The organism is Ruoffia sp. FAM 20857 (genome assembly GCF_045528645.1).
In the GTDB taxonomy this organism is placed as follows: Bacteria; Bacillota; Bacilli; order Lactobacillales; family Aerococcaceae; genus Ruoffia; species Ruoffia halotolerans.
In genome coordinates this window covers 1-13,849 of record NZ_JBGQRB010000006.1, presented here as the reverse complement: position 1 = coordinate 13,849, position 13,849 = coordinate 1, and the positions used below count along the sequence as shown (strand labels likewise).

General features: G+C 30.8%; 9 protein-coding genes. All 9 read right to left on the bottom strand.

Features of this window, described 5'->3' with window-relative positions; genetic code table 11:
- Positions 1–321 precede the first annotated feature (321 nt).
- The gene (locus tag ACEN4N_RS02360; RefSeq protein WP_407089260.1) at positions 322–2,148 is read right to left on the bottom strand and encodes an AAA family ATPase; all 1,827 of its coding nucleotides are present in this window, start codon (positions 2,146–2,148) and stop codon (positions 322–324) included.
- 170 nt (positions 2,149–2,318) lie between these two features.
- Entirely contained in the window at positions 2,319–5,381 is a 3,063-nt protein-coding gene (locus ACEN4N_RS02355) for a DEAD/DEAH box helicase family protein (RefSeq protein ID WP_407089261.1), read from the bottom strand.
- Positions 5,382–5,395: 14 nt separating this feature from the next.
- A complete protein-coding gene (locus ACEN4N_RS02350) occupies positions 5,396–7,366 on the bottom strand; it encodes a site-specific DNA-methyltransferase (protein WP_407089262.1) in 1,971 nt (656 codons plus the stop codon).
- 3 nt (positions 7,367–7,369) lie between these two features.
- Positions 7,370–8,104: a DUF4391 domain-containing protein gene (locus ACEN4N_RS02345; protein WP_407089263.1), complete on the bottom strand. Its 735-nt coding sequence runs from the start codon at positions 8,102–8,104 to the stop codon at positions 7,370–7,372.
- A 6-nt stretch (positions 8,105–8,110) separates the two neighbouring features.
- A complete protein-coding gene (locus tag ACEN4N_RS02340) occupies positions 8,111–11,362 on the bottom strand; it encodes a helicase-related protein (RefSeq protein WP_407093591.1) in 3,252 nt (1,083 codons plus the stop codon).
- A gap of 10 nt (positions 11,363–11,372) precedes the next feature.
- The gene (locus ACEN4N_RS02335) at positions 11,373–11,603 is read right to left on the bottom strand and encodes a TIGR04540 family protein (protein WP_407093590.1); all 231 of its coding nucleotides are present in this window, start codon (positions 11,601–11,603) and stop codon (positions 11,373–11,375) included.
- Between the two features lie 470 nt (positions 11,604–12,073).
- Entirely contained in the window at positions 12,074–12,217 is a 144-nt protein-coding gene (locus tag ACEN4N_RS02330) for a hypothetical protein (RefSeq protein WP_407090960.1), read from the bottom strand.
- 452 nt (positions 12,218–12,669) lie between these two features.
- Complete coding sequence (locus tag ACEN4N_RS02325) at positions 12,670–13,224, bottom strand: Dps family protein (protein ID WP_407090961.1); 555 nt, start codon at positions 13,222–13,224, stop codon at positions 12,670–12,672.
- Positions 13,225–13,264: 40 nt separating this feature from the next.
- A complete protein-coding gene (locus ACEN4N_RS02320; protein WP_062470281.1) occupies positions 13,265–13,495 on the bottom strand; it encodes a heavy-metal-associated domain-containing protein in 231 nt (76 codons plus the stop codon).
- Positions 13,496–13,849 lie beyond the last annotated feature (354 nt).

Sequence of the window (13,849 nt, the reverse complement as noted above, 5' to 3'; positions counted from 1 at the left end):
GAGATGCAAAAAAAATTGCATCTCTTTTTTGTTTCTTGGGGTATAAAAAACACAAGACTATGAAGTGTTTTACTCTTTCTACAATCTTGTGTTAAAAATATTTGTTTTCAGTATTATCGGGAAAATCAAGATGGAGATGAGGGGGCTCATCTGAGCCCCTTCACATCAATGTTTTGAGTCATATAGTAATGGTTTTGGTAATGGTTTGTACTAAATCCTCACGCATACGCCTATGTTTTATGTAAATTAATTGGTTGGTGTACCCCTTAAATTTGATACTAAATATTAACATGACATATGTAAAGAAACTATTAATGATAATTACTCTACTATATTCAATAGTGCTTCATTGATTTCGTATAATTCATTAGACTCTTCTCCAATTTCATTTATGTAATTACCCGAAACCTCAATATGTTTAAGCTCCATCTGTGGCCAGTACAACTGGATTGGACTACCTTTATCTCTTATACTTTTACTTCTTTTAAAATCTTTAATTTCCTGTTTTGCATCGTTAAAATCTTGGATTGTAATTTCGTGGTTAAATAATTCAGGACTAAAGTAATTCTCTATTTCCCTTTTCCTAGTACAAATTGCTATATGACCGGATTTTTTATAAAGATTTATAGTGCGAACATTATCTGTGTGCATTGTTTCTTCTTTTTTATCAGAATCTAAAAATACGGCCCACGGGATGTTAAATTCTTCGATTATTTTAGTTTGAACCCAAAATTTCAAGTTGTTACAACCACCTGTAGGAATAATAGAAATTTTCCTATCATTAAAGTTTTCTTCACATATTTTTTCTTCTTTTAGAACATTTGATAAATGTTCTAAAAACTTAATATCATCTTTCCCTTCAACAAGAATTACTCCTCGCACATTCTCGTAAATAGGTTCAGGAAAAATTCCTAACTCTTTAGTGATTTCATCATAAATATTACTATCCCCCCCTTTAATTGAAACGATTAAGTCTTCTTTCTTTATAAGTCTTAAACTTTCCAATTCTATTAATTCTGCTAATGCAGGATTATGTGTGGTAACGAGAATCTGACAATCTTTTTTTTCAGACAATTTTTTTAAAGAAGCTATAAGCATTTTTTGTTGACTTGGATGAAGTGCAGTTTCTGGTTCCTCAATTGCATATATGATATTTGTATTTCTCTCATTATCATTTAATCTTCTTTCAGCTTCTGCTCTAAAAAAATTCATTAATATGAGCCTTCTTACTCCGCTACCTCTTTTATTCAGAGATATGCCATCATCTGAATTTATAGCTAACTTAAAAAGAGAATCAAATTTGGGCTCTGTTTTAAATTCAGGTTCTAAAGTAGCAGCCAGTGTTTCATCCATTTCTTGTAGCTTATCCAACGTTCTTCTTGCTGTATCTAGGGCTCTTTCTTGTACTATAGTTTTAATAATATTTATTTCATTCTCTACTGTACTTAAAGCTTGTTGAACTGCAATTTTCATAGGATCAGTTACTTCTACATCAGTGTCCAAACTATTTCTATCAGCTTGAAATAATGCAAATGCTGGTAAATAAGTTTCTATTGAAGTAAATATTTTTTTGCCATCAGCAATATCTACTTCAATTTCATTTCTAATTAACTCGATATTCGTGCAATCATTATAGATTGCATCTCTCATACTCACATTATTTCTTGCATCATATATATTTTTGTCTATATTTAAATATTCTGCCCGTTTCTTTAATTCTGTTCTTTTGAGACTTAACAAGTCATTATAATTTTGATTAATTGGATGTTGGCATACAATCTTTGTATTTGGCTTAGGTTTCTGAGTAGTAGCACTGAATTTCTTTTTAATTTCTAATAATCCATCACTATTCAACAAAAATTCTCTCTCTAATGTAGTTGTAGATGATGTATCTATAGATAAACTAGAAGGCAAATTATCAAAAACGCATGTTATTTCAATATCTCTGTTGTTCTCATCATGATTAATTGATAAATCTTCTTTCTCAATTATAACTGTTTTATTGTTAAAAAAAATTTCTAATGCTTCCATAATCGTAGATTTACCTACATCATTTTTTCCTAATAAGGCTGTTAAATTATTCAATTCTAATTTTGTCTCTTCTTTATAACCTCTAAAGTTTTTTATTTTTACTTCAATTAATTTCACTACAAACACCTCTCTAAATTCGATAGATTGTTATTAACAAGGTACTTAATACTACAGCACAAATTGATTACGCTTACAACCGATTCTGTTAAAATCCAATCTACTTATATAAACCTAATGAGAACATATAGCAACCCTCCTTTATTGAAGAGTTGCTATTTATGAACATATTAATGTAAATCATCTAATTTTGTAACAACCTCATAATCAATTCCTGTCTGAAGTGAATCAAAGTGTTTTTCACCGGCATTAATTTTTTGTCTTTCGGTTACTCTTAATGACATTCGATTCGTTGATCCTTTAGTCTCAGCAATAAAATAAATTCTATTTTCACCATCGACCTCTTTTACAATCGCCCAATCTGGGTTATATCCGCCTATTGGTGTATCAATTGTGAATTTGTCTGGTAGTTTAACATAAAACTTAATACTACGACTTTGATCCAATTCTTGAGCAAAATCTCGTTCAACATTAGAATCTGTTCGAATAAAATCAACAATAGTTTTATCTGAGTTGTTTATAACTTTATAATCAGTGGAACTTTCATCTACGTAAGTAGAACCTTGGCTCGTATCTCTAAAGATAAGATCGTTAAATTCTTCACCAGTTTTATAATATTCAATATTATCAACAATCATATTTTCTTTATGTTGATTTATAATTTTGGCTGCTTGCATCATATAACTGATTGGATTTTGTTTAAATTTACCTAAATTACCCGATTGAGTTAAAATTTCCACAATTGATTTTCGTGTTATTTTCGTTTCATTTTGTAAGTGCGTAATTATGTCAGGTAAAACATAGTTACTACTTCTTAGATACCCAGAATCTGTGGTAATCGTTTTATCATCAACTCTAAACCCAGCATCAGAAATATCTAACTTACCACTTGTATATTGATAGCTACGACCTCTAACCTCAATATCAATCATACCTTCAAATTCATTCGTACCATGTATAATATTTTGAATTAACTGGTCTGTATCAATATGAACTTTATAGTTCGTCTTGTACTTTATACGATTCCATAATTCTTCAAATTCTTGTGATTTTAATGCATTTTCGTTTAGTGTAATATCTGTTTTCTTAGAAGCATCTTTAATGTTAAGATCTTTAATTTTTGTATTTGCTATCTCTATAATTTGTTTTTCATAAGGTGCAAATTCTTCTGATAAAATAAGCTCTTCATCTTTAATGGCTTGTCTTAATTTATCCGTTGCCCGATTATTAGAGTTCACATAATCATTTTCTTTCAATTCTTTAACTAATTTTTTGGATTTAGTCTTCCCAAACACTTTAATATCTTCAGTCAAATTATCTTTTTCAACAATAATAGTCGCAAAAGTTTCCTCTTCAAAAATACCAAAACGGATTCCGTCTTCTTCATATTCGGATTGTAGGCTATCTGCAAACTCTTCATAACTTTCATTTGCCATCACTGTTAAAGTATTTATATCGAAACCTGATGTACGTTCGCCTTTTTGATCTACAGCTATTCGTAAACCACGTCCAATTTTTTGTCTCTTTGTGATTGTATCTTGAGTTTCTACTAGTGTTGCAATTTGGAATACATTCGGGTTATCCCAACCTTCTTTTAAAGCAGAATGAGAGAAAATAAACCGTATTTTATTTGCTCGACTAATATTCCCTCTCTCTTCGTCATAAAAAGTCAATAGGCCTTCTTTATCTTTCATAATAATTTCATAGGTTGTTTCGTCGGCAATGGTTCCCCCGCGCGTATCTTTTACACGATTTTTATTATCCACTGAAAAATAACCATCATGGACTTCATTGGTTCCAACATTTGTTTGGTGAAGTGAACGATAACGTGGTTGTGCAATTAATTTATTATATTCATCTTCAAATATCTGTGCATATTCACCAAGCAATTCATTTCCGTCCTCATCATACTGTCTGTATTTATCTACTTGATCAATAAAAAATAAACTCAGCACTTTAATTCCTTTAGGATTTAATAGCAATTCTTTATCTAGATGAGCTTTAATCGTATTATGTATCTGAATACGTTTGATGTCTAAGTCTTCTTGAATAGCAGCATTTAAAGTTATATAGCTTGGTTCTCCAGAAAAGTAGACCGCTTCTTGCCCAGGCGTTGCATCTATATCATTAATAAATCCTATTTTTTGATAAGCAGGGAGCCTAGTTTTCTTCTGCATATCATCGCCTTTACGGAAAGTTAGTATTTTTTTGCTAATTTTGCCTTTGGTTTCTTGATATACTTCCATTTTAGCTGTGATATTCTTTTTATGGTCCACTGAAATTAGGCGCATATACGCTTCATTACCATCATCATCTGCAGTTACACTCGCTACTTCAATTTGTTTAACTAATTCTTGATCATAAGCTTCAACGGCTCCTAAACGATAAAGTGTCGGATATGAAGTATCTCTATGTGTGGCACTATATCTAAATCCTAAAGAAGGTCTTAAATTATTAATGGCTTGTTTAGATAATGGCGTGTTATCTACAGATTGCGGTTCATCAATAATTATTATTGGATTTGTGGAAGAAATTAAATCAATCGGTCGATTTCCTCCAATTTGATCACTTTCACGATAAATTATATTTCTATTACCTTTATTATCTGTTTTAGATCCTGCTTCAGAACGAAATGCTTGAATATTAATAACCATAATATCGATATTTGATGATTGTGAATATTCTCGAACTCTTCCTAAGTTATTACTGTCATACTCAAAATAATTATAAATTACGCCATTAAACTCACGTTTAAAAAACTCTTTTGTCATTTCTAAGTTTTTTATTGTACCGGCTTTAATTGCTATAGATGGTACAATAATTGCAAACTTAGTGAAGCCATACTTTTGATGCATTTTTAAGATAGACTTCAAATAAACGAAAGTTTTACCAGTACCTGTTTCCATTTCAATATTGAATTGAGGGAAAGCATTATTATTTCCATACAATTCTTCTGATGGAGCTATTCCATTTTTTATTTGGACCTTGTTTATGTTTTGTAATAAACGTTCATCATCGATAATGATACGATTTCCTACTCCAATAGACTGAGTTTCTCCAAATAATTCAGTTTGATTTTCGGGTATTAAAGTAGTCTGTGTATCACCTATAGACATAGGGCCACTTTCTACAATTGTGAATTCTGATTTCCGGATTTGTTGTCCTTCAAGAGTATTTACTGCAGAATTAACAGCTTCATCTTGATAATCGAGTTGATCGAATTTAATTCTCACTAATGTTCTCTCCTTTAAATACTCATTAACTGTTCTTCATTAAATCCATTATTTTTAAGTATTTCAATAGAATTCAATTTTTCGTTGTCATTCTTAAATCCGTTATCATTAAAGACAACTGAAGGATTTTCATTTTCATATTCTTTTTGTTTATTAGCAATATACTTAGCCACTTCTTGAGTGATATTCTCACCTAAGACTATATAAACATTTCCGAATGCCACGTCGTATACAGTAGAACCCCCAACTGTACTCTCTGCGAAATGTATATTCAAATTCAATCCTAGCTTAAGAAGTATTTCATAAACGATGTCTGTATGAGAGCGTCCCTCAACAAAGTTATTTTCCATTGAAAACAATGATTCTTCGATATTTTCAGAATCAATGTTCCATTTTTGTATATTTGAATTATCCAACTTTAAATTTTTGAAGCCCACATCAATATTATATTTACTATTTTCCAGTATTTTTTCTCCAGATTTTTTGATTCTATCAATTCCTAATTCTGCTATAGTATCATATCCAGCATTTTTAGCATCACTATTATCTTCTGCAACTTCTGGTAACTGGATCATAATAAACTTACGATTCATATTATCCTTAGAATTCATATTCATAACCGTATGAGCAGTAGATGATGAACCAGCGAAAGCATCTAAAATAATTGCATCTTCTGTATGAGTATAGTTAAATAACTGTTCTAATAAACGTACTGGTTTTTTCCCATCATTAAATGCAACTTCTCCCTCATGCCTTATGTTGCCAAAGTCTCCACTAAAATCATAATAATTTGGGATTGGACTGTACTTGATTGATGTCCCTTCTTCGGCCTCTTCAAGTCTATCTGTTGGGACCCCTGAGAAAAATTTTCCTCTGATGTTACCAGGTTTAGATGGGCCTGTAAAATATCTATATCCTAACCCATCTTCTCCTATTCCTTCAACTTTGTATAAATAGCCATACTCATTATTTTTTTCAGCTCTTGGAGTAATATAACTATTTGAAAATTTTCCACTAGAATTCCCAGATATAACTGAGCCACTTGCCCAAGTCTCTTTAAGTAATTTTTCACTACCTTTTTTATGCTTTTTAATTTTCCATTCATTTTTTGGAAATATTATTGTATCTTTTCCACCTAAATTTGTATGGACTCCCTCTGTCAATTCTTCGATTTCATATATAAATTTATCGTAAGAATACTCTTGTTCTGGTTTTTTAGCAGTAAAATTTTTTTTGTTTTTTGCATAAATATAAACTTGTTCCACTACAGGTTGCCAATCATTCTTTTCATTTAAAGATTTATTAGAGTATCTAACCTGTATATACTGAGTGGATAATCGGTTATCTTCCCCAAATATTTCATCCAGTATTTTACGTAAATTATCAGATTCATTTTCGTCAATACTTATATATATAACACCATCATCAGTTAATAAATTTTTCATTAAAATTAATCGTGGATACATCATATTCAACCAATCCGTATGAAACCTTCCAGATGATTCAGTATTTGTTGCTAGTTTATTACCATCATCATCAACTTGACCGGTTTGTTTAAAATAATTTTGTAAATTATCTTTAAAGTCATCTTTATAAACAAAATCTTTTCCAGTATTGTAAGGCGGATCAATATAAATAATTTTAACTTTTCCAGCGTAAAATTTCTGGAGCAGTTTTAAAGCCTCTAAATTATCGCCCTCTATAAATAAATTCTCAGTTGTATCCCAATTCTTTGAGTTTTCTTTATTAGGTCTTAATGTACCTGTTGAAGGTTGTTGGGCTATTTTAATTGCATTATTTTTTCCATTCCAAGTAAAGGAGTACTTTTCCGGTTTGTCATTGACCTCATCACCTAAAATTAATCGTAGTTTTTCAAAATCAATTTGGTTTTCAGTTAAGACTTCTGGAAAAAGTTCCTTCAATTTATCTATATTTTTTTTAGTAAGCTCTAGAGTTTCTCCACTCATTGGTTTTAAGTCTGACATTTATTATTCTCCTCTTTTAGTGATCTGTTCAAGTTGTTTTTTCTTTTTATTTAATTCATATTGTAAAGGAATAATCTTGTTTATTTGCTCTTCTCTTTTAATTTCTATTTTTAGTCGATCAATATCTTTTTCTAATTGATTAATTTCATCTCGTTCATCCGCAGATAAAAGAACTGGTTTACTATTCTCTTGTGCCACAAAATTTAAAGTATCACCTAATATGTTTTCCTGTATCCATAGATATAATTCCTTAAAATTTCTTTGTGTAAGTTGATTTAGATTGATACGTTCAAACAGTTGATTCATTTCCTGTTCAGAATACTTTTTTGAAGAATATGATTTAGTAACCTTAACACTAGGCACACCATTAATCAGTCTTTTATCATATTTTCCGGTATGAATAGTTGAGTATTCTTCAAAGTTAAAGACAACAATTATAGGATAGGGGAAAATACGAGTTAATATATTGAATACTTTCTCTTCCTTATCCTTCTCACGCATATGAACATGTATAAAGAAAATTTCATTAAAATATTCAGCATCGGATTCATAAACAGCTAAGTTCGTCGTTTGTTCGTTTAAGATAGCTATTAAATAGATCGATTGAACGCTATCCTGTATCAAATCTTTATCCTCTGTTGTATTTAGCTGAGGATATATCGCGTTTTTAGGAATATTCGATCGCTGTTTTGATTTTACTGGAAGTTTTGTTATTTCAAATAATTGATCAATATCCATTCATCACTACTCCCTTATAATTAAAAATGAAATCAACTCAAAATCTTCTATCTTTAGATTATCTGCTGATTCAAAGTGTGTTCCTCCAGGTGCAAATAAGGATTGTATCCCCACTTCTTCTGTTTTTCCTTTAATTTCTTCAAGAGCTTGTGTGAGCAAATAGGAATATTCTTCCATATTTTTCCCTTCTTGAGTTTCACTATTAAATTGATCAACTAGTGATTGAAAAACAGTATTCTTACCTTTAGCTAACTTTTTATAAATACTTAATATTTGATTGGCATGTAAATGATTTAATTTTATTGAACCATCTTGTCTCATATAAATGACTAAGTAAGGATAAAGGCCTGTTGGTTCTTTATCTTCATTTGAAAGCTGTTTTAGCGTAAGGATAATCCCTGGTTCTGCCTCTTCTAGTAAGTCTGCATTCGTGATAGCATACATCCCGGTTGGCGCAGTTACGAGTTCTTTTTCAGAATTTTTTAAAGCCTCAGACAAATCAGATTTAAACTCATTATATGTTAAGTCTGTTACTGATATCGCTCCGTCCACGTCTTCTAAATCTACTACTTGTTCTTGAAGTTGCTGCATTTGTTTGCGACGATAATTCATATCGTTCATATCTTTTTTGTCCGCTTCCTCATTAATTACATCATCTTCACCAGTCGAAGATACATTGGAAAGAACCATTCTTCCACGGACTCGATTTTCTAGATTAATATATTCATCTAGTTCCATATTCGGCCAAAAATTGACTAATTGGATTTGAGTATTTTTGGAACCGATTCGATCAATTCGTCCAAACCGCTGAACCACTCGTACCGGATTCCAATGAATATCATAATTCACTAAGTAATCCGCATCTTGTAAGTTTTGTCCTTCAGAAATTGTATCAGTTGCGATTAAAATATCTATCTCTTCCGAAGCAGCCGCATCAATTTTATTCCGATGCTTTGATATTGGTGAGAAGTTAACTAAGATGTCTTCCATATTTGTTACTTTAATGCCTGACATATTTGTCTTATTCGTTCCTCCACCTGTTATCAAAGCAGCATTTAAGTCATGTTTATTTTTTACATAGTCTGATACATGTTCATATAGATAATTTGCGGTATCCGCAAAGGCTGTAAATATCAATACTTTTTTATTTCCTTCATTAATAGGATTTTTAATTTTATTATCAATTAGTCGAAGCAAATCGTTTAATTTTTCATCTCTAGTAGGTGTTACTGACCTTGCTCCTTGCTGAATTTGTTTTAACTTCACTAAATCTTCTTCTAAATCCATCTTCCAGCGATGAAGATCCATGTCACCTAAAAGTATTTTATTTTTTTTACCCACTGAATAGTCTTCAAATGCTGTCTCTAATTCTTCATCATCATAATTGATTAAAGATGGTAATTTAATTTCATTATTTTGACTTTTAGAAATCACTTCAAGGATATTTTCAATTTGAGTGACCATTCTCGAAACCGTCAATGTAAATGAATGAACTGAACTTTCTAATCGTTTTAATAAATTTACACGAATAAGCCCAGTTAAACTTGTTTCACGATCTTCTTGTCTAAATACTCCTCTTGATGTTTGGGTATCATAAAGATCTTCATAACGAGCCTTTCGAGTCGGCAGTACATAAGCCATCTGTTGGTATATTGATAAATTTAATGATTTAATTTCATCATTAACCTCTTTTATTGATGAAACTTTTTTTTGGATATCGATATCAGACTTAATAGAAATGGGTTTTAATCGTTTTGGAAACTCACCAATTTCTTTGGTATTGTAATACTTGATAATATGCTTACGACTACGAGCAATCGTCAATAAATCTAGTATTTTAAAGTACCCAGGATTAACCATTTCAAGAAATCGGCTTGTCGTTCTTTGTTTTTCTTCTAAACTCGACCATTCATTATAACGCGCTTGTGCTAACCTTAATTCATTATCAAGATCATCTATTCCGTATGCGTCTAACGCTTGTGGGTTATCATTCGTTATAAAAGCTATTTGATTCTTCAAATCATTCATTCGATTGTTAACAGGTGTTGCAGATAACATAAGCACTTTAGTATTGACACCTTTTTTAATAATCTCTTCCATTAGTCGTTCATAACGAGTCATGCGATCATCTTTAGTCGGATTATTATTTCTAAAGTTATGCGACTCATCAATAACTACTAAATCATAGTTTCCCCAATTAATTGTTTTTAAATCAATATCTCCTGAAAATCCATCGTATCGGCTTAAATCCGTATGATTTAATACATCATAATTAAAGCGATCATCAGCTAATACATTACGAACATCATTTTGTGTATAGACGGTCCAGTTTTCTCTTAACCTCTTAGGTGCTAAAACTAGAACTTTATCATTTCTGAGTTCATAATATTTAATTACAGCTAATGCAGAAAAAGTTTTACCTAACCCAACAGAATCTGCTAGAATAGCACCATTATATTTTTCTAGTTTACTTATTAAGCCAACTACACCGTCTTTTTGAAAATCATAAAGTGTATTCCAGACAGATGTTTCTTTGAATCCTGTACCTTCTTTAATCGTGCTCTTTTCATCTAATTCATCTAATTGATTATGAAAGACGTGGTATAAGGATACGTAATACAACCATTCTGGAGTGTTCTCTGAAGATATACTAGACAACCTATCTATAATTTCATCCGTATGTGTAATTACCGAATCATTATCGTTCCAATTAACATCAAATGTATTAGAGAATGATTGCACTATATTTTGATCACCTGTAATAGCTGTTAGCGGTGCCAAATTATTGGAAGGTTGAGTGCCTATTCCGTCAGATGAAAAATTGTATATAGTAGGCAAAAATACATTTTTATCTCGTGATCGTTCATTTTCCAAGATCAATTGACCAGGTAAGTTTTTTCCAGGTTTCAAAATCTTAAAATTTACTTTATTTTGAATTAATGTGTTAATAACTCTAGCTATATAGGTAGAGTTCATATTGTTTTTTAGCGTAATTTCATATTGATTCCCAGATATACTTTGATTCTGTCGGGCAATCTCATATCTTTTTGAAAGTGATTCCTCATCAATACTAAATTTATCCTCAGTCAAAATAACTTCGAAGCTTTTAGCACGCCTGATTTCTTTTAGCAAATCATAAAAAGCATAGATCGAAAATTCACCGACAGTAAGCTTTAACTTCGTATCTCTATCGATAACTCCTTTTAGAAAATTCAAAAGTGTGTCATCGCCCTTATTTTCAATAATAATATTTTTCATAATATTTATCCTAACTTTTATTAATAATATTTGCTACGACGGTTAAACGATTTTTCCCGCATTGTTGTTTAAGTATTGTAGTAAAATCATCATTTTTTATTATTTTGCGTTGGTTATTCTTATAAATCATAATTATATTTTCTTCTAACTCTTCATCTGTTAGATTATCTACCCAATATTCATCAACTATTTCATTAATAACAGCTGCAACTTCCCGTTGGGTACGGTAATATTTCTTCACTTTCACAGAATCACCTCTGTCATATTTAATTCTTACTTTTATTATACTTTAGATACACTTAATTATCCATTTCTTTTTAATACCATTAATAAATCATCATAGAGAAATAATTTAATCCTATAATTCTTTTAACAACTTTCAGCAAAATAATTTTAAGTAATGGCCTATACATGCATTTAGAGTTGATTTCAACTACTCAAGGCAACTACACTTTAATGCCTCAAAACGTTCATATTGAAAGCCACATATTATAATTTCATCCTGCTATAATAAAAGTACGCTCTTAAGTATTGAACTGAAAGTTTTTAATCTAAGAGTGTGTTTTTATAGCGGTAATTTTCTAGCTTTGCTTAATTGTTCTTTTTATTTCTAGCTATTCAGAGTATTTCTCTGTGATCTCTTTGCATTTCTTTGATACTAAAAGTTGGTTTTTTTAAGTCTATTTTCTTGTTTCTCAACTTCACTTCTTTTTACAGTAAATAATCATGGATCTTTTGAAGATTTAATTCCTGAATCTCTAAGTCTAACAACTTAGCTATCATCTCTTTGAGTTGATTCGTTGAGTTTGCCAATTCTTCATCTATTGTATGTTTTATATCTGACGATAATCCCACAGTAAATCAATCTATTGAGACTAATTAATCGGATGAATCAAAAGTTTGTATAGACAGTAAAGAAGAAGTTGCTTTAAAATAATTTATGCTGATGTATGTGAGAAAAAATGATACGTTTCATTCATATATTGGAGTTGATCTAGTTACATATAAAAATGTTTATTCATTTCCTTAAACAAATATAATTCCTAATCAAAAACACCAATGTTTCAATACACTTAACTAAAGTTTTACAATAAATAGGGTTAATGTCAAAATTGAAATTGCCATCAACCCTATTTCACAAAGAATCTCAATGGATTAAACAAAAATTGAGTGGCTTATCTCCGGTTGAATACCGAAAACAAGACACTCAATTGTCTGCTTAATATTTAATTGAATAAACTCCAACTTTTTGGGTTCACTACACTTTGTAAATTCGCAGTTACTTGTTCCTTTTCATCTATATTGTATTAGTCTTCCTCTTCCTCGCGGTAATCATCATCTTCTAGGGCTTCTTTTCCTAAAAAGGCTTGCAACATCCAGATTATTGTATCTAAGTCATCTTTAAATTCAATTAGCGTATCCTCAAAGACAACATTCTCTTCTTCTTGCGCCAAGTGAATGGCACGAATCGTTAATTCACGAGTTTCTCTGAAATCATCGATGATATTGTCAACCATTTCTTCGGCTTTTATATATTTATCTGCTGGATCTTCTGATAGCATAGAATGCTCGACAAGCTCTTTAGTTGTAGAAGCTGGTTTATATCCTGAAACTAGCAGTTGTTCAGCTAAGCGGTCAAACCATTTTTCATTATCATCATATAGTTCCTCAAATTTTTCATGTAAAGTAAAGAAGTGAGGTCCCTTTAAATACCAATGATACTGATGTAACTTCACATGTAGTGTGTGAATATTCCCTAAAAGATGGTCTGTAATGGCTGCTGCATTTATTTTCGTATGATGCACATGATCTTTATATTCTTGTTCTTCTTTTAATCTTTCTTGTGGTGTTTTTTCTGACATGATTCATTCCTCCATTATTTTTTTGATTTTTTAAGTAAACCTACGCGGCTTTTACACGCGATCTTTTTACGCCATAACCTAAGTCTTGGATAGCTTTTTCTATGTCTTCAATTGATACAGTGTCGTCGAAGTTTACTTTTACACGGCTTGCATTGAACATCACTTTCAAGCTGTCTTTATCCACACCGTTTAAGTTACCAACACCATTTTCGATCTTTTGTAGACATGATGGACAAGTTAACGTTTCTAATTGAATATTTGCTTTTTGCATGATACATTCTCCTTTGAATTTTTATTTGTTCATTCGATTTACCTTATTGACATCTATAGTATATCAGCTATTCAAGCTTTTAATCTTGATCTACATCAATTTAACGAGGTATTTTGTATTTCAATATTTTCATTTCTTACCTCTTATGCATCTATTCTAATCGAAGACTAGATAGATTGAATTGATGTAGATCAAGAATTAGTATTAATCTCCTAATTGTTTTTTCGGAGAGTGTAAAATATTTTGTGTAAATAGAAAAAAGGAAGTCCCTTCTGTAGAATAGAGTTACCACACTAAATTCACAGAAAAGAGGACTTCCCTATGAACAATCTTACTACAGATATCTTACAGACT